Origin of the sequence: Nitrospira japonica (assembly GCF_900169565.1) — a bacterium.
GTDB classification, from domain to species: Bacteria; Nitrospirota; Nitrospiria; order Nitrospirales; family Nitrospiraceae; genus Nitrospira_C; species Nitrospira_C japonica_A.
Window position 1 is genome coordinate 1,572,324 of record NZ_LT828648.1, and the last position, 25,003, is coordinate 1,597,326.

Consider the following 25,003-nt stretch of genomic DNA (forward strand, 5'->3'; position numbering starts at 1 on the left):
CGCGCGTCTGCCTGCATCAGCCGGAGTACGCGCGATTGCCCCGCTTCTTTACGAAAGATTCGTGAATCATGACGCGTCTTTTCAGCAGTCGTCTGCTCTCAACCCTTGTAGTCACAATGCTTGCAATGACGCTTGTTTCGCCGGGCTCGGCCCAGTCGTCCTGCGGATCCGTCAGCTGTTTTGTTGTGATCGGCTCACAGCAACAGGTGTCGCCGGCGGGCGTACTGACGGTGAACCTTACGTACAACTATACCCCGAACGGTCTGCCTCCGGATGGAGCCAATACAATTCCCTATGCGAATCAGCAGACCAAACAGTTGATCCTGGGGAACACTCCTGTCAGCAATCTTGAAACATTGGTTCAGACGGCGGCGCTGGATCTCAACTATGGTCTGACAGAGCGGTTCGGTCTTCAGGTCATGCTGCCGTATAAGTCTGTGCAGTCAGTTGGCCAGTTCGGCCCAGGGACCGTATCCAGCTTCAATGATCAAGGGCTGGGAGATATTCTCGGCAAGGTCAAATACAACCTGCTCCCGACGTTGAGGAGCATGTTGGTCCTGGAAATGGGGGTCTACTTTCCGACTGGGACCTATCAACAAGCAGGTCCGAACGGTCAATATGCGGAATCCACTTTGCAGCTTGGCCGGGGAGCGTTCGGCTTTCAACCGAGCTTCTATCAAACCTACGAGATTCTTCCTCACCGACTAAACCAATTTCTGCAGGGCAGCTGGCGTTACACGCTCAGAAATCCAGACGGTTATCAGTTTGGCCAGGAGTATGCCCTCAATTTGGGCTTCAACATCGTGACCGTGCCCTGGTTGACCCTTACGGAACAGATCAACTTCCGCTACAAGACGAAGGATAACATCGAGGCGGCGCTGTACCAACTCGTCGGGCCTCCGGTCAATCGAGCGGTATTGATCGACGGGACGATCACCGGTCGTCCTGTGCCGACCACCAACTTTACCTACGCAGCATTTTCAACAGGCATCTTGGTCAATCTCTGGGATTTCGCGCAGGGCTATTTCATGGCCCAGATTCCTTTCTACCGAGATTTCAACGGAAACCTGCAATTGGACATCAGCTACATCGGAGGACTGACGAAATACTTCGCCACTCCTCCTTTGTTTTCCGGAGGAGCGTGACAACGAACTCGCAAAATAGGGTGGTCCTAGTAACGTCGAAGACACGAACACCCTCACGTATCCACTTGATCCCACATGACAAAGGAAGCGGGTTGTTGATCGTAACTTGGGTACTTGTAAGCCTGTGGGCGTTGTGGTGGGTCTCCGGACCATTGCCGGCAGTCTATGCGGGGCTGATGAATCAAGGAAAGAAGTTTCCTTGTCATCAGACACAAACGCATTCACAAAGCGAGCCTACATCGTGCTCCTGGCATTGTCACGCGATTGACCCGCCGGGGATCGACGTGCGGAGCTGTTTTTCGGTGGCAGCCGCTGAAGGGAGGAGATCAAAAGCTGTTCAGGCTCTTCTGATAGTCGGTCGTCTCTCTCACGGACTTGTTTCCAGGGGGCCGCCGCTTGTCGATCAATGACCGCGCGATCTTGTGATCAAACATATCCTCGTATTGGGTCAGCGAAGACAACGGACTAGAAAGGATTCAACGATGAAACCGATGAGAAGACAACGACAGCTGAAAGCCGCGGCCTACGCAGCACTATTGGCGGTCATGGTCATCAGCTTGGCCAACTGCAGTTCGAGCGATTCCAGCACTCCAGCGGCTTCGACGTCCAGTGGGAGCGCCGCGCTTCAGGGGCCGCTGGTTTTTGTGAACAATACCGGAGATAAGACACTGACCAGCGTCTCGCTGAAGGGAGACGCTGGCAATGCGGTCGCCGGCACGATCGATGCTGCAAAGTTCGGCAACGTGGCCTTAGGCGACATGCAGTTCTCAGAAGGGGAATGGCTATTTGTGAATCTTGGAGCCGGTAATGCCGTGGCCCTGGTCGATCCATTGACCGGTGCGACTCCGATCCATGAAACGAATCTCACCACAGGGACTCGTCCCGTGCACATCTACCGTGATCCGAACGATGGCGAAGTGATCTGGTCGATGAACGATGGGGATAATGCAGGAGGCACCGCGACGCCGGGTGACGATCTCATCAATTGTGCGGCGCAGAGTGGTGGATCAGTTACGGTCATCCATAATTCACATCTTGGCCCTGGTGCCAATATCCCGCACATCCTGGGAACGATCTGTCTGTTGGCCGACGGCCACAAAGTCACGGCGTTTTCCTCAGGGGCGGGAATCCCAAGACGTGCCTTTGTTTCGAGTGAAGTGGGTGGTGAAGTCGCAGTTATTGATAACGATGAGACCTCAGCAAACTATCTGAAGGTGACTGCACGCATTGATTTGTGCAATTCCACCAAGGAAGCCGTGCCTTGCAACGATGAATCTGCGACACCGTTGACGACGGCATTCACGCCCAACAATTCGCATCCCCATGGGATCCGCTGGTCTCAATTGACCAAGAAGGTGTACAGTATTCAGGAGGGTTACGACCAGATTGCGGAAATCGATCCCACGACTCTTGCCATTACCAATACGTTCGATCTGACTGGCACCCCGTACACAGGGTACGGCATCTCTGCTGATGGACGGTTTCTCCTGTTGCGCGGTGATACAACTCCCGCAACGGGAACCAAACTCGGCATCCTCGATCTCAGTGTGACGCCGGCGGTGCGCACGGACTTCACGATTCCCGAATTGGACGGGACGGCTCCGGGGTCCTTCAAGTTTTCTCCGGACGGCAAGCGTTTCTACATCCTGGCCGGGAATACGGCTACGGCGACCAAAAAGGATCGCCTGTTTGCGTTCGATTCCTCGACGCTGACGGCGACGCCGCCAGCGCTGACTCTCTTGAAAGAAATCCCGCTCGTAGCAACCGGCGGGCACAGCCTGGATCTTCTCATCCAAGGCGCCGGCGCCGCGACCTATGTGGTGGTGTCGAATAGCACGGACAATTCCGTTTCGGTCATCAACGCCACTGACAATACGATCAAGCAGACTGTTCAAGTGGGGCCGACGCCAGGCGCTGTGATGGTCTATTACCCCGGGGCAGCGGCAGCCGGAAACCAAGCAACCGCGTCCGTGGTTTCGGGCGTGCAGGCGGCGCCGATGCTGTTGCCTGAGCGGCTGGATGATTACGGAATGAGGTGAGGAGGAATTCGGCCGTCGAAACGGACCTATCCGACCGAGAGGGGGGCGGGCATTCCGCCCCCTCATTTCACGGGCATTGTGCCATGGAGGACACCATGGGAAAGACGCTATTGCGCGTAGGAGAGGCGGCGGAGTTCTTATCGGTCAGCCGGTGGACGATCTATCGCTGGGTAGAGCAGGGCAGGCTCGAAGGCACCAGGATCGGAAAGGGCAGTGTGCGGGTGTTTCAATCGTCGTTAGATCGACTGATCCAGCAGAACAAGACAGGAGAGATAGGGCCGAGTGGCATGGCATCTGCCGCCGCTTATTGCCAGCCACGGACCCTGTAGCCACGATCGGTCAGGCAATGCTCGATTGCTTGCCGATAGTCCTCATGGGAAAGCCAGACGGCATGGGGGGTATCGGCGGTTCCCAGCACCACGCCGTTCGCCGATGTGCCGAGAGGGGGAAGCCATCGAGGCTGCATGCTCACGGGCGCAGCCTGGTGTACTTCGGTGCGGCAGGTTTGAAGGTCTTGGGAGACGATAGCACTCTCAATCGGGACCGACCCGTCCCCGAGATCGACAATAGGCTGTGGAACGTGGCGGGTGGAGGAGCAGGCCAGCGACAGGCAAATCCATGTCATACCGATGAGATAGACAATCAAGTGGCTCATGGTGCTTCTTACGGAAGATACTCAAGAGAATTGTATGCTTTCGAACGTCAGGCAGGCAACACCGAGCGACAGGGTGAAGCGCCCTCGGTGTAAAGCCGAGGTGGGCTTTAGGCCAGATGCAGTATGAATGTGTTGCAATCGTCGGCAGTTGTCGGTAGACAAGCCGTGATGAAGGCCGTATAGGTGAGACAAAGTATCTTATGATGATCCCGCGTAGAAGGCACTTCGTCATACTGGTCGCAGGCGTCACAGCTCTGATGTACGTGGCCCTGGCGGGCCTGTCGGCTGGCTGCTTGTTCATGCATGCGGGTTCGAGCATCGGACATGATCATCATGAGCCAGGCTCCTCCCATTCACCCCTTTGCGCCTGGTCCTGCCAAACCACGTCGCACGCGTCGCTCATCTCCCCGCCACCGTCAGAGACTGTCCGGACTCCCGGTGCTCAGGTCCCGGCAACGGCGGCGCTTCCCCTTTCAGCCCATCGCGACGAACGACTTCATCCTCGCGCGCCACCTCTTCATCTCTTCTCGTAGCCGGCTCTTCTAGTCGAACAATTTATCCGGAACGTCCTGCCATGGCGATACGTCGTCGTGGGGGAGGTATGGCTGTGCTCGTGATGGCCTCGAAGTCTCGATGAGATGCGAGGAGACAGGGAGAAACGATGCAAACATATCCATGGGTGGGCATTTTCTTGTTCGCGTTGAGCGTCTCGACGCCGGTCATGGCCGCTGATGACGCGCAGCCGTCGAATCATCCTGAACCAGCGGCGGAAGGATTGACCCAAACGATCGTTCAAATCGGCGGACGGTTCTGCGAATACCACCGAAAGGATGTCGAACAGGCACTACGCGGACACGAAGCGGTCCAGAGCATCGAGTTTCTCAACGATCACGGCACGGTGTTGATTCGCTATGAGGCCGACGGAGTTCCGTCCGATCGGTTGGCCGAAACGGCTGCACAGGCGGCTTTCGGCACGGGTTGCAGAGCTTGGGTGGATCAGGGTGGTCCGGCCATGCCGCGCTCATGACGATGAGGCAAGGAACTCGACGCGACGAATCCTTCGGCAAACGGGCGATGCGATAACGAACGGATCTCACAATGGACGCCCCTCTCCTGCGAGTTCACGAGGCAGCCGCATTGCTGAAAGTCAGTAAGTGGACCGTCTATCGATGGATCGAAGAGGGGCGTCTCCGAGCCACGAAGATCGGTCGCGGCAGTCTGCGGGTGTTTCGCGTTTCGCTGACCGCCCTGATCGACGAGAACAGAACCGATTCATTGAGTGTTCCGGCCAAGCATCGAGGGAATGTCGTCAAGTTGAGGGCTGTGGCGGCCAAAAGAAAGAAGTGAAGAAACCTAGTCAGTACCAGATCCGGGAGTTGCGCACTCTTCTTTCGGATCTGTCCGGGGTGCCGGGGGTGGCCTCCCCCCGGGCCCCCGGCCCTTCGGGGCTACGGCAAGGCATGACGATGAGAGAACCAACGGAACATGTCGTGGGCGGGACTCCAACGAGTGAGCTGCGCTGACCACGCAGTGGAGTTCCGGACGGAGGGAAGCGCATGCCCTTGCGCTTCCCTCTCCCCCTTCTTCAGCATCTTCGGCACGGGAGGCTTCTGCCAACTGCTGTCTCGTCACATGTGCATAGTGTGCGGTCACTGCCGATGCATTGACGTATGCTCCAACCCCGACAACGAGTTGACCTGGTTTTGGTGGTCGGGCTGGTTCCATACGATAGCTATCGGCTGTTGCGCGGGTCGGCACATATTGGCGCACGTCTGTAGACAGTCATCGAAGTGACGCCTATAACGGGTTCGCAAAAGGATGGTTCCGGATGCAGATACTCGTCGTCTTCTGGCTGGTTGCGGGCTTGCTATTGACCAGGACGACGGTCTTGGCTCAGGACGCGACGATCGAGCGTGTTCTGAGGACGCAAGTGTTCAACAAGACCTTTGAAGGGTTTGAATATTACCATGTCACCATCGAAGAGGATCAGCCGCAGGCAGACGGCTCGCGCGAAGTGATCGCCGTCGCGAGTGGAAAGTTTCTGAACAATACCGTGCGGCTCAAGGCGCTTTTCCTGATCGTCGATGAACAAGTGATTGGCGGGCAAATCCTCGACAATACCGGGTTGCCCCCTTGTCTTGCTCCGGGAGAAAGTCGGTCGTCGTTATAACCAGAAGGGGAGGTTTTATCATGGTGAGGAGAGTGATCATCGGCTTTATGGGATTGTTGTCGATCGCATTCACAGGATCCGCCTGGGCGCTGCATGCCGGCGGCGTGGAAGTGGGCGATCTGGAGACTGGGTCGGTCGTGGGGCAACCGTTCAAGGAATTGGATATCGACGCCGAATTGTTCGCAATTGACATCGGGAATCTGAAGACCTGGTATCCTCCTGTCACGGTGATCGATTTCAAGGTCCGGCCGGGACGCCCGGTGCTCTTGCGGGTCACGAATTCGTCGTCCGCGCAGCGTGGGTTTCAGATGACCGACGCTGTCAGCGCCGCGACGCCGACGGTGCTGAAGGCCGAAGTAGTGTTGAAGCCGGGCGAGACGCGATACATCGGCATTCCGACCAGCGACCTGTTCTACGCGACACAAGGCAACACTCTGACGTACCGCGACCATCTCAATCCGAAGGATCCAGGCGGCAAGCTCGTGATGATCAAATAATTCTTGCCGAGTCGCTTGCGACCTGTTCCTGACCGCCTTGGCCGCTTCCGCAAGCGGCAAGGCGGCGCTCTTTCCCCATCCTTGGCGTGTTGATTTCAAGCCGGCCTCACCGTATAGTCGAATCTGTCGGTTTGCAGGCGCCAGTCCGGCATTTTGAGATTAGCGCATTATGGTCGCACTCCTATTCGAGTTACTTCTGGCCTCCTTCCTCCTCCTCTCATTCCCGAGTATCGACCTGGCCGCACCCACTGATTCAGGCAAGCGCGCACTCGAGCGAGCGGCCGGTCTCCTGAAGGCCGGCGATGCCGACGGCGCGCTGGCGGCGGTGAACAAGACGCTCGAAGCCAACCAGTCCGCCGAAGCCTATTATCTGCTCGGCCAGATCTATTTCAAAGGCAAGAAGAAGCCGGCGGAGGCGGTCGAAGCCTTGACGCATGCCATCAAGCTCAAGCCGGCCTATCCTGAAGCGCTCAACGATCTGGCGGAAGTCTATCTGGCTCAGGGAAAGAGTACGGAAGCGGAACAGACGTTGAAACGGGCGATCGAGATCGATCCCAAACACGAAGATTCATATCTCGACCTCGCCAGGCTCTATGAAGGACGCCGGGACATTCCGGCCGCGATGGCCGCCTACAAGCAACTGCTCGCGGTCGACCCCACACAGCCCGACAGCTTGTTCGGGCTGGCGATGCTCTACGAGCGACAGGGGGAAAACAAGGCCGCCCGCGACACGCTCGCTCGTCTGACGAAGGCCCATCCGAAGCATGCGGACGCATGGTACCAGGCGGGCCGGCTAGCCGAGCGAAGCAACGACCTGTTGGAGGCGGCCTACGCGTACCGGCAGGCCATCGCCGCCAAGCCTGACCTGGTCGATGCCCACTACAATTTGGGATTTATTTTTCGGAGCCAGGGCAAACCCGCGGAAGCGGAGCGGGAGTTCCTCGAAGTCATCCGATACCGTCCGGAGTATGCCGAGGCCCACATGAATCTGGGGGTCATCTATACGAGCATGAACCGGTTGGAAGAAGCGGAACAAGAATACCAACGGGCGGTGGAACTGAAACCGGAGTATACGGAGGCTCATTACAACCTCGGTGTGTTCTATGAGCTTCATCGCAAGGACCTTCCCAAGGCGCTGGCCCAGTACCATAAGTATCGAAATCTCGGTGGACGAGACGATCGCGTCGAACGTATTGTCGGCATGAGCGGGCGGTAGCGCGGAGGACGTGCAGGCCGACTCGAAGGTATCAAGCCGTCACCGGTAGCTCAGGGAACTCGGCGATGCTGGCCGTTGCGTAGTCCCGCCCGAGACGAGACGGACTCCCTCTGTTTCGGCCCGATGCCGAGCCAGGGTCATCCGCCGACTCCTCCACACGGTTCGGCCATTCGAAACATGGTGTTGTCCGCCAGAGGGACAGACAGTCAAGTCTGTAAAGTGAAAGTTCCATTCGTCTACCTGAAGGAAAGGAGCGGATCGATATGGTCACGAGGTTTCGAAGAAGTTGGGGGATCGCACTGTCGGTGTGTGTGGTGGCGGCCGGTCTTGCCTGGGGCACCGTCACGACGGCAGCGGCGCCCGAACAAAAGGGCAAGTTCGAACTCTTAAGCGGCGAGGCCTCCACCCACAAGCCGGGGAAGGTCAAGCTCATCGAATTCGCCGATTTTTACTGCCCCCATTGTCATCACTTCGATGAAGCCGGTCTTCCGATCCTTCAAAAGGAATTCGGGAATAAGCTCGAAGCGACCATGGTCGGTTTCCCGGTGTTCCGCAATAAGCTGCCGACTCCGTTCGACATGTACGAACAAGCGAAGATCATGGGCAAGGGCGACGAGATGAAACGGGTGTTGTTTCGCACCATCCATACGGACAAGATCACGGGCGTCTTGGATCGAAGTCTGCGGGAGGGGTTGATCAAAGAGGTCGGGCTCGATCCCAAGGCGTTCGAAGAGGGATTGGCGAGCGGCAAGCCGGCGAAAGCCTTCGAGGACGGGAAGCAGTGGGGTGAGCGCATCAAGGTCCAGTCCACGCCCACGTTGCTGCTCGACGGGAATATCAAAATCGAAGGCGACAACCTGAAAACGGACAACATCATTGCCGTCATTCGCGGCATCCTGGATGCGGACGCCAAGAAGTGAGGAGTGACGGAGGCGACTGGGCGGTCAGAGGTGACAGGCGATGGACAGCAAGGCGAGAAGCCACAGCGTCATGGAGCGGCTCATTGAACATGAGCCGGCGTTCCGGGCGTTCTTGCGTCGCCGGGTCGGCAACGAAGCGGTTGCGGACGATATCCTCCAGCAAAGCTTGACGCGAGCCGTGGAACGCCATCACGCCGTACGCAAGGAGGAGAGCGTGGTCGCCTGGTTCTACCGCATCCTCCGCCATGCGCTCATCGATTACTATCGATCCCGGAAGGCCGAAGCCCGTCGCAATGGCGCGTTTCTCCGGGAACTGATCGCCTCGGGTGACGAACAGGAACCGCCGCTCGATGAGGTGGAGGCCGCCGTCTGCGCGTGTCTTCATCGACTCCTTCCGGATCTTCGTGAGCAGTATGCAGAGGTGGTCAGACGCATCGATCTCGAAGGCGAGTCGCCGGCGCACCTTGCGAAAGAGTTGAAGATATCCCGGAATAACCTGACCGTTCGTTTGCATCGAGCCCGTCAAGCCTTACGCGCGTCCCTCGAAGAGTCGTGCGGCCTCTGCAGCAAGCATGGATGCCTGAACTGCGTCTGCGGCTAGCCCGGTCGCTGCCTCCGTCGCCGTCGTGACAGTCCGGACGTTTCACGAGCGTTCTCTCCGTAGTCGGCTCCTTCTGTAATATCCGATCCCCTCATCCGTCTACCGGGTGAACGGGGACATGAACGACCAAACCGGATATGATGAAAGGAGTCGGACTATGATCACAGAAACGGCCTGTGGCTGTTGCGGGCATCGGCATGTACGGAGTAACCATATGGACGAGAAGATTCCGGAGCCTCACGTGCCTGCACACGCCGGGTCGGTCATCGATCCTATTTGCGGCATGACCGTCGACCCCGCGACCGCCGCGGGCCGGTATGACCACAAGGGCGTGACCTACTATTTTTGCGCGACTTCCTGCCTCGAGAAGTTCAAGGCCGATCCGGAAGGCGCCTTGCGGCCGCCGCCGGCCGCCGGTCTGATCTCGCTGGGCAAGAAGAAACCCTTGCCGATGATGATGCCGAGTCACGCCGACGGGGAAGGCGCCGAAATCGATCCGGTCTGCGGGATGAAGGTACAGCCCGCGACCGCGGCCGGATCGCACGTTCACGAAGGAAAGAGATATTTCTTCTGCTCAGTGGGATGCCTGGCCAAGTTCCAAGCCGATCCGGCTTCCTATCTCGTGCCTCCGTCCCAGCGCAAGGCTCACACGGTCACGGTGCCGGCCGGCGCGAGGATCGAATACATCTGTCCCATGGATCCGGAGGTGCTGGCGTACCAGCCGGGGGCTTGTCCTATCTGCGGCATGGCACTGGAGCCGAAAGTCGTCTCGCTCCACGAAGGACCGAATCCTGAACTTCAGGACATGACACGACGTCTCTGGATCAGTCTGGGCCCGGCGGTACTCGTGATGGTTCTCGCCATGGCGCATATGATTCCGGGAGATCCCTTCGGAGCGCTCGGACGCGGTCATGCGTTGAATTGGGCTCAATGGGCGCTGGCGACGCCGGTCGTCTTATGGGGCGGCTGGCCGTTTTTTGAGCGCGGGTGGGCCTCGGTCGTCAACCGGGCACCCAACATGTTCACGCTGATCGCACTCGGCACCGGGGCGGCCTATGCGTACAGCACGGTCGCGACGATGGCTCCGGGACTCCTGCCGCCGTCCTTCCACCTGCACGACGGCTCGGTCGCGGTCTATTTCGAGGCCGCGGCCATGATTACGGTGCTGGTCCTGCTCGGCCAGGTTCTCGAACTGCGCGCACGAAGCCAGACGACCTCGGCGATGAAAGCGCTGCTCGGATTGGCTCCCAAGACGGCCAGGCTGGTCGGCATGGACGGAAGCGAAAAGGATGTTCCGCTCGAGGCGGTCCAGGTGGGAGACCGGCTGCGGGTGAGACCGGGAGAGAGGGTTCCGGTTGATGGACTCGTTCTGGAGGGAGCGACCTCCGTGGATGAGTCCATGATTACCGGTGAACCGATGCCGGTGGAGAAGCTGGCGGGTAAAGGGGTGACGGGCGGGACGATCAACGGCACGGGCAGCATGCTCATGGAAGCCCGACGCGTCGGCCGGGACACCCTGTTGGCGCGCATCGTTCAGATGGTGGGCGAGGCGCAGCGGACGAGGGCGCCGATTCAGCGGGTGGCGGACGTCGCCGCGTCGTATTTCGTTCCCCTGGTCGTGGCGATCGCCGCGCTCACCGCAGTGGCATGGGCCATCTGGGGGCCGGAACCGAGGCTGGCCCACGCGTTGGTGAACGCCGTGGCGGTGCTGATCATCGCCTGCCCTTGTGCGTTGGGATTGGCGACGCCCATGTCGATCATGGTCGGGACCGGCCGCGGCGCGACGGCGGGGGTCTTGATCAAGAAGGCGGAGGCTCTGGAAATTCTGGGCCGCGTGGATACGCTGGTGGTTGACAAGACCGGCACGCTGACCGAGGGAAAACCGAAGCTGGTCGCCGTGCGGTTTACTCCTCCCTGGACCGACGACGAGTTGTTGAAGTTGGCGGCGAGTCTCGAACGAAGCAGCGAGCATCCTCTGGCGTCCGCGGTGGTAGCCGGCGCGGAACGACGCGGGATCGCCCTGGCGGCTGTCGAACAGTTCCGGTCGGTGACCGGAAAGGGCGTGATCGGACTCGTGTCGCGCCGACGGGTCGCCGTCGGCACGTCGACCTTTCTGCAGGAGGAGGCGGGGGTATCTGCTGACGATCTGCGCACATCGAGCGAGGAAGCCGCTTCGTTGCGGCATGAAGGCCAAACGGTGTTGTTCGTCGCAGTGGACGGCCGGGTCGGAGGGTTGCTCGGCGTCTCCGATCCGATCAAGTCCACGACGGCGGAAGCCGTGCAGGCCCTGACGGACGAAGGGGTCAAACTGGTCATGGTGACGGGTGACCATCGTTCCACGGCGAATCGGGTGGCTGAGCAATTGGGGATCGAGTCGGTGCATGCGGGGGTGCTGCCGGATCAAAAGGGGCACCTCATCGCCGAACTGCGGTCGAAGGGCCGGGTGGTCGCCATGGCGGGGGACGGCGTCAACGACGCACCGGCCCTCGCGCTGGCCGACGTGGGTATTGCCATGGGAAACGGAACGGACATCGCCATGGAAAGCGCCGGTGTGACGCTGGTTAAAGGCGATCTCCGGGGATTGGTCCGGGCCAGACGCTTGAGTCAGGCGACGATGCGCAATATCCGCCAGAACCTGTTCTTCGCGTTCGCCTACAACCTGATCGGGGTGCCGATCGCCGCCGGTCTTCTCTACCCGCACTGGGGGCTGCTGCTCAGTCCGACGATCGCCAGCGCGGCCATGACGTTCAGTTCGGTCTCCGTCATTTCCAACGCGCTCCGATTGCGTAATGTGGAACTATAAGGGCGGACCTTCAAGTCGCCGGCTCGATGATTATGGTGCCGCATGTCCGTCCGTGGTATGCTGAGCAACGAGTTTGACGGGGGATCGCTCGAGTGTTCACAAGGCTAAAGAAAGTGCTGCTGCTCGGACTCATTGTCATGCTCGGAGTCCAATTGACCGGGTTCACCTGTCTTGACGAATGGGAAATTGGATCGACTCCCGACCTTGTCCGGATTGCAGATCTGTCGCCTTCTCCGGACGAATCCTTTTCGGATGACGGATGTCCATGTCATATCGTGTTCCAGTCTGCGTCTCTTTCCACACCTGAAATCATGGCTCCATTGGCGGATGACGTCATTGTGAGCGCCACGTTGTACGTGCCGACATTCATCGTCGTGCTCTTCCATCCCCCGCTCAGCGTCTGACCGTCCGCCGACAGCCGTTTCTGACCATACAACAGCAGGTGAAGCATTGCCCCGTTTGCGGGGCGATGGGAGGGTGTCCATGCCATACAGTGCGGTATGTCTCATTGCCATTGTCTCGTTCCTGGAAATCATGTGGTCGGCATTGCCGGCGGTCGCCGACAGCGATGTCGTGCAATTCAAGTTGGAGGAAGTGATCGAGATGGCGTTGAATCGAAGCCCGGCCATGAGCGCTGCGAAGGGAGGAGTCCGTCAGATCGAAGGGGAACGGATGGCGGCCGGCGCCTATCCCAATCCCTCGTTCTCCGCCGTGTTCGGGCCGGGAAAAACCCGCGAGTCTCTTGGAGACATCAGTTTCTTTGAACGCACGCTCACCTTATCTCAACCCATCGAAACACCCGGCATACGTCAAGCCCGCCAACGCGGGGCCGAAGCGGCGCTCGCCGGGTCCCAGGCCGCGGTCGGCGAAGCACGATTGAGTGTCTTGTCGGATGTGAAAGTGGCGTTTTATCAACTTCTGCTCGCGCAACGCGACGTGGAGCTCACCATGCAAGCCCGAATTCTCGTGCAAGACCTCTTCCGGGGCATCAAGGCGCGCGTGGACGCCGGCCAGGCCAGGCCGTTCGAAGCGATCAAGGCCAATGTGGAGCTGCAGACGGTGAGCAACGAGTTGAGCCGCGCACAAAATAGCCTCGTCGCCGTGCGGGCCAGGCTGGACGCGCTGACCGCCGGAGGGCTGGGATCGGAATTCTCCGTTCAAGGGGACTTCCAGGCTCCTCGAAATACATTCAACCGGCACGAAATGATCAGTTCTGCGCTGGAACACCATCCGACCGTGCAGCGCCTGGATAAGATGATCGAAAAGGCCGAGCAGCAGGCAGTGCAGGAACGAAAATCGGTCGTTCCGCTAGTAACGGTCTCGGGCACCTACAAACAGGAAGCAGCCGAGAGCGCCTATCTGGCGCAATTAAGCATTCCGATCCCCCTCTGGTACCGCCGGCAAGGAGAAATCGCGGCGGCGCTCGGCGCAAAGGAACGGACAGAAGCCGAACGGGTGCGAGCCCAAAACGAGATCGCGACGTCGATCACTGAGCAGGTGCAGGAGGCGCGCACAGCGGTTCAGCAGATCGATGTATTTGAAAAGGGTTTACTGAAACAGGCTGAGGAAGCCGTATGGATCGCTCGAATCAGCTATCAGCAGGGAGCCACAGGGCTACTTGACCTCATCGATGCGCAGCGCGTCCACCGGCAAACGCTCTTCCAGTACACGCAAGCGCGTGCCGCGTTCTCTGTCGCATTGGCCCGGCTGGAACGCTGGACGGGAGCACTGCAATGAGGAGCCCCAAAGAAGGCCTTTCAATCCCGGGCGAGAGGAAGATTCCGCTTCAGGTGAAAGCACCCATCACTCACAGATGTATTGTGATAGGACTCGTCCTGTCGGCGGTCTTATCATACGGCTGCAAAGAGCGTTCTGCCGATCGCGAAGCCGGGGCTCCAGGGAAGAAATCGGCTCAGGCCGCCACCCAGACTGATGAGCCGGAATCGACCGGTTCACGAGTGGAAGATGGTGAGCCGATGCACCAACTCACGATCCCACCTCAAGCCCTTTCGGGTCAAGCATTCCAGACGGCGGTCGTGGAGCGACGGGTCTTCCAGGACGATATCCAAGCTACCGCGAACATCAAGCCGAATGAATACCGCCTCACCCATGTGAGCCCACGAGTGGAAGGGCGCGTCATGGAAGTTCTGGTGCAACTGGGTGATCAGGTCAAGGTCGGACAGCCCTTGGCATTGTTCGACAGTATCGAGCTGGGGCAGAAAAAGTCGACGTTTCTTCAAGCCAAAACCGATAGGGACGTAGACGAACGAAACTATGTCCGAGTCCAAGGGCTGTACGAACAGCGGATCTCATCCGAGAAGGAATATCTGGAGGCCAAGGGGCAGCATGAAAAAAGTCTCGCGGCCTATCAGGCCGCCTATGAAGCACTTCGTCTGATCGGCTTATCTGAAGAAGAAATTAAGCGGATCACCTGGAGCGAGAAGGGGAAGCAGCTGTCCCGTTTTGCCCTCCTGGCTCCCCAAGCCGGCACCGTGATTGAGCGCCCCATTACCCGAGGCGAACTGGTCGCGCCGAAAGACAACGCGTTTACGGTGGCGGATCTATCCACCGTCTGGTTCCTCGTCGATATTTATGAGCGGCACGTGGCCGCGGTCAAGGTGGGCAGCGAGGTGAAGATTGCCGTGGACGCGTACCCGGACGAATTCTTTCGCGGCAAGATCGTGTACGTGGGGTATGTCCTGAACTCCGACACGCGGACCGTCGATGGCCGCGTCGAGATTGCCAATCCGGATCGCCGTCTCCGGCCCGGTATGTTCGCGCGGGCCGCACTCACAATTCCCGCCGGCAAAGACGGGCAGGCGGTGGTGCTCGTACCGCAGGATGCTATTCAGCGAATCGACGAAAATTCCATGGCCTTCATCGAAGAGCGTCCAGGAAGCTATCTCGCCCAACCAGTCATAATCGGGAGACAATCCGGCCATGACGTGGAGATACGATCTGGCTTGACCGAAGGACAGAAGGTCGTCACACAGGGATCCTTCTATCTCAAATCGATTCTCCTGAAAGAACGGATTGCCGGAGGCTAGGCTCCCGCGACTCAAAAAAGGTGCTCATGTTGAACGCATTGTTTGAATTTTCGCTGAGAAATCGATTCCTCATCTTTACGTTTGTGCTGTTGGTGGTTTTCGCAGGCGTGTACTCCATGCGGCAACTACCGATCGACGCCGTGCCGGACGTGACACCGAACCAGGTCCAGATTCTCACCAACTCACCGGGATTGGGTCCTGTCGAGGTGGAGACTTTCATCACCTTTCCCGTCGAAACGGCCTTGTCGGGATTGCCCGGTATCACCGTGATCCGTTCCGTGTCTCGCTTCGGCCTGTCCGCCGTGACGGTCTATTTCGAGGAAGGGATGGACATCTACTTCTGTCGGCGACTGGTGATGGAACGGCTGCCGAGAGCGCAACAGGCGATCCCGCCGGGGTTCGGCAATCCGGAGATGGGACCTATTTCAACCGGTTTGGGTGAGATCTTTCAATTCGAAGTCAAGGGGCAAGGCTTCTCGCTGATGCAACTGCGCACGATTCTCGACTGGGACATCGCCTTGAAGTTGCGATCCGTCCCCGGTGTCGTCGAAGTCAATAGTTACGGAGGCGAACTGCAGACCTACGAGGTCGTGCTTGATGCCGCCAAGTTGGTGGCCTACAACATTCCGATCGGCCGGGTCTTCGAGGCCATCGAACGAAATAACGCCAACGCGGGCGGCGGGTACATCGTGCATGCCCAAGAGCAGTATCTGATCCGCGGTGAGGGGTTGGTCCAGAATCTGGAGGACCTCAACAACATCGTGGTCGCCACGAGACATGACGGCACCCCGATTTATATACGCCACATTGCCCAGACGCGCTTTGAGCCGATGGTGCGCCAAGGGGCGGTCACGCGTGATGAGCGCGGGGAAATCGTGACCGGCGTGGTCTTGATGCTCATCGGGGAGAACTCACGGGTCGTCGTCGACCGGATCAAGGCAAAACTGGACGACATCAAGAAATCTCTGCCTCCGGGAGTGACGATTGATCCGTACTACGACCGCACGGACCTCGTTCGAAGCACGATCCGAACCGTGACGACAAATTTGACGGAGGGCGCGGTACTCGTGATCGCTGTGCTGTTTCTCCTGCTCGGGAACCTCCGGGCAGGCCTCATCGTCGCCACGATGATCCCGCTGTCCATGCTGGTCGCAATGACCGGCATGCTGGCCACCGGCATTTCGGGAAATCTCATGAGTCTGGGAGCGATCGATTTCGGCCTGATCGTCGATGGAGCGGTCGTCATGGTCGAGAACATCATGCGTCATCTGGCTGATCGACAAAAGGCGTTGCAGAGCCGTCTGGACCCGGATCAGATCCGTCAGTTGATTCTACAGTCAGGCCATGAGGTACTCCGCCCGATTTTCTTTGCCGTGGGCATTATCATCATCGTCTATCTGCCGATTCTGACCCTCCAAGGCGTCGAAGGAAAGATGTTCCGGCCGATGGCGGTCACCGTCATCTTCGCGCTGGTGGCGGCATTAGTCCTTGCGTTCACGGTTACGCCGGTGCTTGCGAGCATATTCCTGCGTCGAGACGTTAGTGAAGAGGACACCTCCGTAGTCCGCTGGGCTCAATGTGTCTACCGGCCCTTGTTGCTTCGTACGATGCGCCATCCCCTTCTCACCGGTTCCGCGGCCGCCCTTGTCTTTGCCGGCAGTATTGCCGTGGCGTCATTTCTGGGTGCCGAGTTTATTCCAAAATTGGATGAAGGGGCGATCGCCTTACAAGCCTGGCGCTTTCCGAGCGTGGCGTTGGAGGAGTCTGTCCGGAGTACCTCACGGATTGGAGAGGTGCTGCGGAAGTTTCCGGAGGTCGCCACCATCGTGCCGCGAACCGGCCGCCCTGAGATTGCGACGGATCCGATGGGCGTGGAGGTGAGCGATGTGTACATTATCTTGAAGCCGCGGTCGGAATGGAAAACGGGGGCGACAAAGGATGCGTTGATCGAAGCATTCGACAGTGCATTAAAGGCGGCGGTGCCCGGTACCATATTCAGCTATTCTCAGCCGATCGAACTGCGGGTGCAGGAACTGATTGCCGGGGTCCGCTCGGACATTGCGATCACGATATTTGGGGAAGACATGAATACCCTGAAACGCCTGGGCGACCAGGTTGTCCAAGTCGTCTCCCGCGTACCAGGCGCCGCAGATACCAAGGCTGAACAAGTCGCGGGCATGCCCTACCTGCGGGTCATCATCAATCGGGAGGCGATTGCACGCTATGGCATCAATGCGTCGGAAATTCTCGAGACGGTTGAAGCGTTCGGCGGTCGCGTGGCAGGGCAAGTCATCAAAGGCAATCAACGCTTCTTTATTCAGGTCCGCTTCAGGCCCGAAGACCGCGCCAACATCGACCGGATCAAGGACATTCGGGTGGCCGATCCGGCGGGTCGCCAGATTCCCCTCAGCCAACTGGCGGATATTCGAACGGAGACCGGCTTGGCCCAAATCAGCAGGGAAAATATCCATCGCCGTCTCGCCGTCGAGACAAACGTCCGTGGCCGCGATCTGGCCCGATTCGTTGCCGACGCGCAACGGGACGTCGAGGCTCAGCTTCCACTGCCGAAAGGCTATTGGATTGAATGGGGCGGCCAATTCGAGCAGCTGCAGGAGGCCTCGACCAGGCTGGCCTTCGTCGTGCCCGCCGCGTCGTTCTTGATCTTTGTGCTGTTGTATTCGACCTTCAACGCGGTTCGCCCGGCAGCCCTGATCTTTCTAAATATCCCGTTGGCTGCCACGGGAGGCATTTTCGCGCTGGCCCTTCGTGGCATGCCCTTTTCCATTTCGGCCGGGATCGGCTTTGTCGCCCTGTTCGGCGTCGCAGTCCTCAACGGGGTCGTGCTGATGTCATACATCCTCGATTTGCAGGCCAAGGGATTATCCCGTGTGGAGGCGGCCATCCAGGGAGCCATGATCCGGCTCCGTCCCGTGCTCATGACGGCGCTCGTTGCGAGTCTGGGTTTTGTGCCCATGGCGCTTTCGACGTCGGCCGGTGCGGAGGTGCAGCAACCGCTCGCGACCGTCGTGATCGGTGGTCTGGTGACGTCCACCGCGCTGACACTGCTGGTGCTTCCGACCCTGTATGTCTGGGAGGAGCGTCTTCAAGAGGCCTGGGGACGGCGGAGGAACAAACCAGAGCAAATCCCGGAAGGTTCTACTCAGCAGGTATAGGTCCTCTCTGAAAGAAGATTGTGAGTCGCTTCAGTAGATGGTCTGCTTGCCTCATGTGGAATATGAGTGCGTCATTCCGCAACGCATGCTAGGCTACAGGCGCTTCTCGATCCCCAAAACCAGACGGAACGGCTCAGGAGATGCGTGTGGTCCAATCGGCTATCGGATGGTTCTGTGCGGCGGTCTGTGTTCTCATGCCGGCACTGTCGATGAACGAAGCGAGAGCCGGTAGTCGCCTGGTTGCGGTCAGCGGCGCGTCCGACCTTCAACAGCAAATCAAGGACACGGCGGCGAAAGTGATCCCCGCCGTCGTCAGCATCGCCTCCACCGTCATGGTGAAGGATCAAGCGTTCACGGATGAAACCCTGCCGTTCGGCCTGTTCAAAGACCCCCCGGCGCGTCGGCAATACGGACAAGGCTCCGGGGTCATCGTTTCCCCGGACGGGTACATCGTGACGAATCACCACGTCGTGGCCGATGCCGTGGACGTGGAGGTGGTGCTGGCCGACCGCCGCCAGTACAAGGGCAAAGTCGTCGCCACGGATCCGAGGACCGATGTGGCGGTGGTGAAGATTCAGGCGACGAATCTTCCGACGGTTCCCTGGGGCGATTCGGGTCGTCTGGCGGTCGGAGATTTTGTCTTGGCCATCGGCAACCCTCTTGGGTTGAGCCGCACGGCGACCTTCGGCATCGTCAGCGCGGTGGGACGGGCCGATGTGGGCGTGGCCGATTTCGAGGATTTCATCCAAACGGATGCGCCGATCAATCCGGGAAACTCCGGCGGCGCGCTGGTGAACATCCGTGGAGAATTGATCGGCATCAACACGGCCATCGCCAGTCCCACCGGGGGCAGCGTGGGAGTGGGATTTGCCATACCCAGCAACATGGCCAGGGCGGCGATGCAGAGCCTGATCAAGACCGGGCGTGTCGTCCGAGGATTTCTCGGCGCGTCGACCCAGGACGTTTCGCCGACTTTGGGGAAGATTTTCCACTTGCCTGACGTGAAGGGCGCCATCGTCACGGACCTGCAGCCGAAGGGATCGGCGGAGAAAGCCGGCTTGAAGCGCGGGGACGTGATCGAGCGGTTCGACGGACACGACGTGATGGACAGTGGCCATCTGCGCAATCTTGTGGCCGCCGTCCCCATCGGCAGCAAACATCGGCTCGACGTGATTCGCGACGGTAAGGCGGTACAGATGGAGTTGGTCGTCCAGGAGGCGCCGAAGGACCGCCCGAAGCGGAGTCAGTCCGCCGTGGCCGAGGCGGCCGTTTCGCAACATCCCCTGTCAGGCGTGGTCTTCGACGACGTGACGCCCCCGCTTGCCCGGCAGATGGATTTGCCCGTCAACAGCGGAGTGGTCGTCACCGACATGGAAGAAGGCAGTCTGGCAGAGTCTTCCGGCCTGCAGCCCGGTGACGTGATCCTTGAACTCAACCGGCAGCCGATTCCCAACTTCGCCACGTTCCAGCGATTGGCGGATCCCATGAAGCCCACCGACCTGGCCCTGCTGCTGGTCAACCGGCAGGGGACGGTGCTCTACATTCCCGTGCGTAGCGAATAGCAACGCATTTCCAGCACGTCAGCCTTCCATGCCCGGAGGGTTTTTACCACCTCGATCCAGGGTTTGCACGGCTGTGTTCGCAGGACCGTTTCGGGCACTTTTTATCAAGCATGGCCATTGCCACCACAACGAGCGTGCCAGCGATCGGTTGCTCCGATCTGTGATCTCCGATGCGACGATTCAAGTTCATCTTAAAATGGATCTTCGGTGTGTTGTTCGTGCTGGCCGGGTTGAACCATTTTCGTGTGACGGACTTTTACCTGCGCATGATGCCGCCGTATCTTCCCTGGCACCTTGCGTCGGTGTACGTCAGTGGCATTGCCGAAATCGCCCTGGGAGCATTGCTCCTCGTTCCCCGGCTGCAGCGGCTGGCCGCATGGGGGTTGATCGCATTGCTCGTTGCCGTGTTTCCCGCCAACGTTCACATGGCGGTGCATCCTGAGCTGTTTCCTGAATTCGACGCAGCGTTGTTATGGTGGCGGCTTCCTGTGCAAGCCCTGCTTATCGGCTGGGCCTGTTGGTATACCGGCGGCTCCGTGAAACACGGTAATATTACCGCTCAGACGCCGGTGTTAAAGCCAATCCCTCGACGACAAAATTGAGAATGTCGCGCCTGATGTCTTTGCGGTTCATCAGGTCAATGTGCGTCGCTTCATAAGTACGCCCATTGAGGGCCAGTCGTTTGGCATAGGCATCCGGCGGGACGCTCGCCCGGCGTGTAACCGTTCCATCTCCGTCTTCGAAGACGCTATTCTCCTGGACGCCGGCCTGCCGTGAACTCACCCCATCATCGAAACGAACGGAGGAGCGTCCCGTGGCGTGATCGTTCAGTCGTCCTTTCGCCAACGTTGACGTGCCAATACCGACGATCGACATCAGAGAGCAGCCGGCGGCACGATCGTGAGTCGACGGACGATTCACGAGATCGTGGAAGCGACCGGCGATCTCCAACCACCTGACGGTATACGCAAGCCGCTTGTTGCCGACGTCTGGCGCGAGACCGTCTTTGTCACGGAGGAGCCCCCACTGATAGCGGGCCCAGTTCGAGGCATCGCCGATCAGGCCCTGCCGTTCGGTCCCGTTTGGCGTGAGCAAACGGTCCGAATCCGCCCGGGGCAACACGTAATAGCTGGCGGGGAACGAAGAGACGGCTTCAAAGTTGAGCAGAGTATCGTTCAATCCGATCGGCCGGCCGTAAATCATATTTCGGAACGTTGCCATCGAGCCGTCGAATGGAACCCCGGCCAAGACCACTGTCCGCACCTCGTTCGCTCCCTTCCAAGTCTCAGTCGCGGTCTGGATCTCCTGTGCACCATATCGGAGATAATACGAGGCGATAAGCCCTCCCATGCTGTGGGCAACGAGGGCAATCCGATCAATCCCGCGACGCTTGAGATTGACGACGGTTTCATCAAGATGCCGGACCGCCCGCATCAGGTCGTCCCGCCAGTCATAATCCATCGAGACGACGGTCAATCCTGCCTCCTGGAACGTCTTCAGCAGTGCCCCATAACCGTCAATGTGATAGAGCCAGGGTACTATGGGAATCTCACGCAGGATTTCGTCGGGTCGAACGAGGGGCCCGTCCAGCCCAAGATCGTCGAGCGGAAGGGTCAGCGGCACCCCGTTGCCCAATGCTTGACCCACGGAAAGCCACATGAGCTTCCCATCGGTCGTTCGAGAGAGTTTCGTCCCATAGTAACCAGGTATGAGGATGACGGCGGACCGGGGTGACGCGGTCGCAGAACTTTCAGGGGTGTGGTTCGCGCAACCATCGTGCGCAAGGAGGCTGATGAGAAGACACCCAGCCACAAAGAAGCGATGGACGGGACCAATCTTTAACATTCCATCGAAGACAATGATGAATCCTGGAGTGAATATGCCGGGAGCTGGTCTCTCCGGAGCCGCGCGGCATTTCTGACGGGTTTCCCCATATTATGTGATTCAACGCTGTTCCCACCACTGGAGAACACCCGAACTGCCGCCGAGCGGGTCAGACCTCGCCAGCGGCCCATCCCGACATCAGAAAAGTTCGTCCGGCATGCAGATGCCGGTTTGGAGCGCGTGCCCCGCCCATTGACGGGCACGGCGCCACGGTGCTATGAATTTCCCATTCGTGCTACGAATTGAGGACCGGACGATGAAAAAATTGGTGCGTTTCGGCGTGTCCCTCGATCATCACCTCTTGGACGGCTTCGATCGTCATATCGAACGGCGTAAATATACGAACCGATCGGAAGCCCTACGAGATCTGATCCGCGATCAACTCGTCAGCCAGGAATGGACAGGCGAAGCGGACAAGGAATCGGTAGCGACCATCACGTTCGTGTACGACCATCACGTCCGCGATCTCAGTGGAAAGCTCACGCACATTCAGCATGATTTTCAGGGCCACATCCTGGCGGGCATGCACGTGCACCTGGACCATAACCACTGTCTGGAGGTGCTGGTGGTCAAGGGAAAAGGCTCGCAGATCCGAGCGGTTGCCGATGCCTTGGTGAGCGTGAAGGGCGTGAAGCACGGCAAGTTGACCATGACGACAACCGGGAAGGGCTTGGCGTGACTGATGCGCGTCTGCGTAATCGACGGTCATGGGGGCGGATTGGGGAGTCGTCTGGTACGGGAACTCCGTGCCGATCTGAGTCCCGGCCACGAATTGATCGGTTTGGGCATGACCCAAGCCGCGGCGGCGGCGATGGGGGAAGCCGGTGCCGCCCGCATCTGCATAGGTCCCGAGGCCATTACCGAAACGGTTCGAACCGCCGATGTGATTCTCGCTCCGCTCAATGTGTTGTTTCCGGATCGAGATCAACGGGAAGTCACCGCGACCATGGTGCAGACGATCCTCGAGGCCCGGTGCAGGAAGATCCTGCTGCCTCTCAATCGGTTTCGCGTCGAAGTGGCCGGAACGGAATCGCACAAGCTTGAGCACTTGATTACCACCTCGCTCTCGCGTGTGCGTACATTGTTGAGCGCCGTTCCCGAGTCCTGATTATTGTTCCTCCCGTATTCCGTCCCGTTCATTCTCAGGCCACGAAGGTCTGATCCTGTTCTTTTGACCTTCGTGGGCTGCCGTTGGCCCACGTGATCGATGGAGACGTGGCCCAATGTCGGCAAGGCTGCTGCCAATCCGTTCCACCGTTGCCGCGGTTCTGGTCTCGCTCTGCCTGCAGCCCCTCACAGTCCTTGCGCATGATCCCGACGCCGAGGTGCTGGAGGTTCCGGAGGTGGACGTCGTCACCGATCGCCCGGTCGCCGCGTCGTCCCAGCAGTTTATCCCGGATAAGGAATATCTCCTTCAGCCCCAGGGTCGGCCGGCTCAGGTCCTCCGGCTCATTCCGGGCTTCATCGCGGTGGAACATTCGGGCGGTGCGGGCAAGGCCGATCAATATTTCGTGCGCGGATTCGACGCCGATCACGGCACCGACGTGGCGTTTTTTACCGACGGGATGCCCATCAATTTTCGCTCCCACGCCCACGGCCAGGGATATGCCGATCTGAACTTCATCATTCCGGAGACGATCGAGGGCGTGGATGCCGCCAAGGGCGCGTACCTTCCGGAGGTCGGAGACTTCAATACGGCAGCCGCGGTCAACTTTCGAACGCGCGAGGTCGTCAAAGAAGGCATTGTCCAAGCCGCAGGCGGACAATTTGATACGCAACGATATGTCCTGATGTTCTCTCCGACAAAGGACAAGGTCCGTACCCTCCTGGCAGGAGAGGCCTATTACACGAACGGGCCGTTTCTCAACGACAATAGATACTTTCGGGCCAATGTGCTTGGGAAACTGACAACGAATTTTTCCAGCCGTGACGAATTTTCACTGACCGGCAGCTATCAACACGCGAAATGGAATGCCTCCGGGGAAATACCCCAGAGAGCCGTCGACGACGGAACACTCGACCGCTTTGGTGCCATCGATCCTTCCGAAGGGGGGAATACCACGAGGGCCACCGTCCGCATGAATTATCACTATGACACGGTGTCCGACGGGCAATTTTTCGCCAATGCCTATGGTCAATACTACAAGTTCGATCTCTATACAAACTTCACCTTTTTTTTGAATGACCCGGTCAACGGCGACGGCATTCAGCAATCGGACCGACGAGGCATTTACGGAGGCGACATCGGATACAAGCAACGGGCCGAACCGTTCGGGATGCCCGCTATCGGGATGATCGGATTGCAGGTCCGAGTCGACGATATCCACGCGCGGCTCGGAACCCAAACGACGCGTGTACCAACGGGGGTGACGACCGATAGCAACATTCTTGAGGCCTCCTATGAGCCGTATGTCAAAGCCGAGCTACAACCGGCTTCCTGGATGAGATTGTCGGGCGGGCTTCGTGCGCCCCTCTTTACGTTTGATGTGAATAATCAATGCAGTACGTGTGTGGAGCAGCCTGCCGGACGGAAGACCTCCAGCATGGTTCTGCCGAAGGCCAATCTTGTCTTGGGGCCCTGGTTCAAAACGGAGTTCTTTGCGAACTATGGCCAAGGCTACCACAGCAACGACGCGAGGTCGGCCGTGGCGATCGATTCGGTTCCATTGGCTCGCGCGCAGACGTACGAGGTCGGTCTGCGCGCCCAACCGTGGGGACCGGATGGCGTGATGCTCACCGCTTCCCTCTGGGCGATCGATCTTCAATCGGAATTGGTATTCGTCGGTGACGAAGGCACGACGGAAAACAGAGGTCCCACGCGCCGCCGAGGCGTTGAAGTGGCCGCGCGGGGGCAGATTTGGGGACCGCTCTATTTCAACGGCCATCTCGCCTACACGAAGTCGGAATTTACGAATGGTGATGCCATTCCGCTGGCGCCCGAACTCACCGCCTACGGAGCCTTGCTGCTACAGTGGCCGGAAGGTTTGCGATCGCAGTTGCAGGCGACGTACATGGGCGTTCGGCCGTTGATTGAAGACCGGAGCGTCAAGGCACCCTCCTGGGTCGACTTCGATCTCTCCGAACGATATCTCTTGCCGGTCAAACTGCCCCACGGAAGGCTCGAGGCCTTTCTGTTCATCCAAAACTTGCTCGATACGAAATGGGAGCAGGCCACGTTCTACTTTGAGTCGCGGTTGCGTAACGAAGCAGCCGGAGTCAACGACATCCATTTCGTTCCGGGTAATCCGCGGTTCTTCATGGGCGGTCTGGCCTGGTATTTCTAGCCGTTTT

General features: G+C 59.0%; 22 protein-coding genes. 20 read left to right on the top strand and 2 right to left on the bottom strand.

Going from position 1 to position 25,003, the window contains the following annotated elements; all coding sequences use genetic code 11:
• Window positions 1–125: 125 nt before the first annotated feature.
• From NSJP_RS07505 to NSJP_RS07515, 3 genes are all read left to right on the top strand, one after another.
• The gene (locus NSJP_RS07505) at window positions 126–1,145 is read left to right on the top strand and encodes a transporter family protein (protein ID WP_172834225.1); all 1,020 of its coding nucleotides are present in this window, start codon (window positions 126–128) and stop codon (window positions 1,143–1,145) included.
• A 482-nt stretch (window positions 1,146–1,627) separates the two neighbouring features.
• Window positions 1,628–3,184, top strand: coding sequence for a YncE family protein (locus tag NSJP_RS07510; RefSeq protein ID WP_080886295.1), 1,557 nt, complete (start codon window positions 1,628–1,630; stop codon window positions 3,182–3,184).
• A 95-nt stretch (window positions 3,185–3,279) separates the two neighbouring features.
• On the top strand, window positions 3,280–3,513 hold the full coding sequence (locus NSJP_RS07515; protein ID WP_080888535.1) for a helix-turn-helix domain-containing protein: 234 nt from the start codon (window positions 3,280–3,282) through the stop codon (window positions 3,511–3,513).
• Here the strand turns inward: NSJP_RS07515 and NSJP_RS19220 are convergent.
• Window positions 3,489–3,839, bottom strand: coding sequence for a hypothetical protein (locus NSJP_RS19220; RefSeq protein ID WP_155969975.1), 351 nt, complete (start codon window positions 3,837–3,839; stop codon window positions 3,489–3,491). The genes NSJP_RS07515 and NSJP_RS19220 overlap by 25 nt on opposite strands.
• Before the next feature lie 661 nt (window positions 3,840–4,500).
• On the opposite strand from NSJP_RS19220, the gene NSJP_RS07530 reads away from it, so the two are divergent.
• From NSJP_RS07530 to NSJP_RS07595, 14 genes are all read left to right on the top strand, one after another.
• On the top strand, window positions 4,501–4,866 hold the full coding sequence (locus NSJP_RS07530) for a heavy-metal-associated domain-containing protein (protein ID WP_080886298.1): 366 nt from the start codon (window positions 4,501–4,503) through the stop codon (window positions 4,864–4,866).
• 71 nt (window positions 4,867–4,937) lie between these two features.
• Entirely contained in the window at window positions 4,938–5,186 is a 249-nt protein-coding gene (locus tag NSJP_RS07535; RefSeq protein WP_080886299.1) for a helix-turn-helix transcriptional regulator, read from the top strand.
• 481 nt (window positions 5,187–5,667) lie between these two features.
• Complete coding sequence (locus tag NSJP_RS07540) at window positions 5,668–6,009, top strand: hypothetical protein (protein WP_080886300.1); 342 nt, start codon at window positions 5,668–5,670, stop codon at window positions 6,007–6,009.
• A 20-nt stretch (window positions 6,010–6,029) separates the two neighbouring features.
• Window positions 6,030–6,506 carry a hypothetical protein gene (locus NSJP_RS07545; protein WP_080886301.1) on the top strand — a complete coding sequence of 159 codons (477 nt, stop codon included), beginning with the start codon at window positions 6,030–6,032 and terminating at the stop codon, window positions 6,504–6,506.
• 169 nt (window positions 6,507–6,675) lie between these two features.
• Complete coding sequence (locus NSJP_RS07550; RefSeq protein ID WP_080886302.1) at window positions 6,676–7,722, top strand: tetratricopeptide repeat protein; 1,047 nt, start codon at window positions 6,676–6,678, stop codon at window positions 7,720–7,722.
• A gap of 263 nt (window positions 7,723–7,985) precedes the next feature.
• The gene (locus tag NSJP_RS07555; protein WP_080886303.1) at window positions 7,986–8,642 is read left to right on the top strand and encodes a DsbA family protein; all 657 of its coding nucleotides are present in this window, start codon (window positions 7,986–7,988) and stop codon (window positions 8,640–8,642) included.
• A gap of 40 nt (window positions 8,643–8,682) precedes the next feature.
• Complete coding sequence (locus tag NSJP_RS07560; protein WP_080886304.1) at window positions 8,683–9,243, top strand: sigma-70 family RNA polymerase sigma factor; 561 nt, start codon at window positions 8,683–8,685, stop codon at window positions 9,241–9,243.
• A 214-nt stretch (window positions 9,244–9,457) separates the two neighbouring features.
• The gene (locus NSJP_RS07565) at window positions 9,458–12,046 is read left to right on the top strand and encodes a heavy metal translocating P-type ATPase (RefSeq protein WP_080886305.1); all 2,589 of its coding nucleotides are present in this window, start codon (window positions 9,458–9,460) and stop codon (window positions 12,044–12,046) included.
• A 92-nt stretch (window positions 12,047–12,138) separates the two neighbouring features.
• A complete protein-coding gene (locus NSJP_RS07570; RefSeq protein ID WP_155969977.1) occupies window positions 12,139–12,450 on the top strand; it encodes a hypothetical protein in 312 nt (103 codons plus the stop codon).
• Window positions 12,451–12,529: 79 nt separating this feature from the next.
• A complete protein-coding gene (locus NSJP_RS07575; protein WP_080886307.1) occupies window positions 12,530–13,783 on the top strand; it encodes a TolC family protein in 1,254 nt (417 codons plus the stop codon).
• A 239-nt stretch (window positions 13,784–14,022) separates the two neighbouring features.
• Window positions 14,023–15,093 carry an efflux RND transporter periplasmic adaptor subunit gene (locus NSJP_RS07580; protein WP_172834226.1) on the top strand — a complete coding sequence of 357 codons (1,071 nt, stop codon included), beginning with the start codon at window positions 14,023–14,025 and terminating at the stop codon, window positions 15,091–15,093.
• A gap of 26 nt (window positions 15,094–15,119) precedes the next feature.
• A complete protein-coding gene (locus NSJP_RS07585; RefSeq protein ID WP_080886309.1) occupies window positions 15,120–18,266 on the top strand; it encodes an efflux RND transporter permease subunit in 3,147 nt (1,048 codons plus the stop codon).
• Between the two features lie 146 nt (window positions 18,267–18,412).
• Window positions 18,413–19,828, top strand: a complete 1,416-nt coding sequence (locus NSJP_RS07590; protein ID WP_172834227.1) for a Do family serine endopeptidase — start codon at window positions 18,413–18,415, stop codon at window positions 19,826–19,828.
• 170 nt (window positions 19,829–19,998) lie between these two features.
• The gene (locus tag NSJP_RS07595) at window positions 19,999–20,430 is read left to right on the top strand and encodes a DoxX family protein (RefSeq protein ID WP_080886311.1); all 432 of its coding nucleotides are present in this window, start codon (window positions 19,999–20,001) and stop codon (window positions 20,428–20,430) included.
• Here NSJP_RS07595 and NSJP_RS07600 read toward each other — a convergent pair.
• Complete coding sequence (locus tag NSJP_RS07600; RefSeq protein ID WP_080886312.1) at window positions 20,381–21,673, bottom strand: alpha/beta fold hydrolase; 1,293 nt, start codon at window positions 21,671–21,673, stop codon at window positions 20,381–20,383. The genes NSJP_RS07595 and NSJP_RS07600 overlap by 50 nt on opposite strands.
• Window positions 21,674–21,968: 295 nt before the next feature.
• Here NSJP_RS07600 and nikR point away from each other — a divergent pair, with 295 nt between their 5' ends.
• The 3 genes from nikR (at window position 21,969) to NSJP_RS07615 (ending at window position 24,996) form a co-directional block, all read left to right on the top strand.
• Window positions 21,969–22,391, top strand: coding sequence for a nickel-responsive transcriptional regulator NikR (gene nikR / locus NSJP_RS07605; protein WP_080886313.1), 423 nt, complete (start codon window positions 21,969–21,971; stop codon window positions 22,389–22,391).
• A 3-nt stretch (window positions 22,392–22,394) separates the two neighbouring features.
• Window positions 22,395–22,820 carry a DUF3842 family protein gene (locus NSJP_RS07610; RefSeq protein WP_080886314.1) on the top strand — a complete coding sequence of 142 codons (426 nt, stop codon included), beginning with the start codon at window positions 22,395–22,397 and terminating at the stop codon, window positions 22,818–22,820.
• A gap of 115 nt (window positions 22,821–22,935) precedes the next feature.
• A complete protein-coding gene (locus NSJP_RS07615; RefSeq protein ID WP_080886315.1) occupies window positions 22,936–24,996 on the top strand; it encodes a TonB-dependent receptor in 2,061 nt (686 codons plus the stop codon).
• Window positions 24,997–25,003 lie beyond the last annotated feature (7 nt).

What these genes read in the sequence shown, in the direction of transcription:
- NSJP_RS07505 (WP_172834225.1), top strand. Translation starts at nt 126, where the DNA reads ATGACGCTTGTTTCGCCGGGCTCGGCCCAGTCGTCCTGCGGATCCGTC.
- NSJP_RS07510 (WP_080886295.1), top strand. Translation starts at nt 1,628, where the DNA reads ATGAAACCGATGAGAAGACAACGACAGCTGAAAGCCGCGGCCTACGCA.
- NSJP_RS07515 (WP_080888535.1), top strand. Translation starts at nt 3,280, where the DNA reads ATGGGAAAGACGCTATTGCGCGTAGGAGAGGCGGCGGAGTTCTTATCG.
- NSJP_RS19220 (WP_155969975.1), bottom strand. Translation starts at nt 3,839, where the DNA reads ATGAGCCACTTGATTGTCTATCTCATCGGTATGACATGGATTTGCCTG.
- NSJP_RS07530 (WP_080886298.1), top strand. Translation starts at nt 4,501, where the DNA reads ATGCAAACATATCCATGGGTGGGCATTTTCTTGTTCGCGTTGAGCGTC.
- NSJP_RS07535 (WP_080886299.1), top strand. Translation starts at nt 4,938, where the DNA reads ATGGACGCCCCTCTCCTGCGAGTTCACGAGGCAGCCGCATTGCTGAAA.
- NSJP_RS07540 (WP_080886300.1), top strand. Translation starts at nt 5,668, where the DNA reads ATGCAGATACTCGTCGTCTTCTGGCTGGTTGCGGGCTTGCTATTGACC.
- NSJP_RS07545 (WP_080886301.1), top strand. Translation starts at nt 6,030, where the DNA reads ATGGTGAGGAGAGTGATCATCGGCTTTATGGGATTGTTGTCGATCGCA.
- NSJP_RS07550 (WP_080886302.1), top strand. Translation starts at nt 6,676, where the DNA reads ATGGTCGCACTCCTATTCGAGTTACTTCTGGCCTCCTTCCTCCTCCTC.
- NSJP_RS07555 (WP_080886303.1), top strand. Translation starts at nt 7,986, where the DNA reads ATGGTCACGAGGTTTCGAAGAAGTTGGGGGATCGCACTGTCGGTGTGT.
- NSJP_RS07560 (WP_080886304.1), top strand. Translation starts at nt 8,683, where the DNA reads ATGGACAGCAAGGCGAGAAGCCACAGCGTCATGGAGCGGCTCATTGAA.
- NSJP_RS07565 (WP_080886305.1), top strand. Translation starts at nt 9,458, where the DNA reads ATGGACGAGAAGATTCCGGAGCCTCACGTGCCTGCACACGCCGGGTCG.
- NSJP_RS07575 (WP_080886307.1), top strand. Translation starts at nt 12,530, where the DNA reads ATGCCATACAGTGCGGTATGTCTCATTGCCATTGTCTCGTTCCTGGAA.
- NSJP_RS07580 (WP_172834226.1), top strand. Translation starts at nt 14,023, where the DNA reads ATGCACCAACTCACGATCCCACCTCAAGCCCTTTCGGGTCAAGCATTC.
- NSJP_RS07585 (WP_080886309.1), top strand. Translation starts at nt 15,120, where the DNA reads ATGTTGAACGCATTGTTTGAATTTTCGCTGAGAAATCGATTCCTCATC.
- NSJP_RS07595 (WP_080886311.1), top strand. Translation starts at nt 19,999, where the DNA reads ATGCGACGATTCAAGTTCATCTTAAAATGGATCTTCGGTGTGTTGTTC.
- NSJP_RS07600 (WP_080886312.1), bottom strand. Translation starts at nt 21,673, where the DNA reads ATGTTAAAGATTGGTCCCGTCCATCGCTTCTTTGTGGCTGGGTGTCTT.
- nikR (WP_080886313.1), top strand. Translation starts at nt 21,969, where the DNA reads ATGAAAAAATTGGTGCGTTTCGGCGTGTCCCTCGATCATCACCTCTTG.
- NSJP_RS07610 (WP_080886314.1), top strand. Translation starts at nt 22,395, where the DNA reads ATGCGCGTCTGCGTAATCGACGGTCATGGGGGCGGATTGGGGAGTCGT.
- NSJP_RS07615 (WP_080886315.1), top strand. Translation starts at nt 22,936, where the DNA reads ATGTCGGCAAGGCTGCTGCCAATCCGTTCCACCGTTGCCGCGGTTCTG.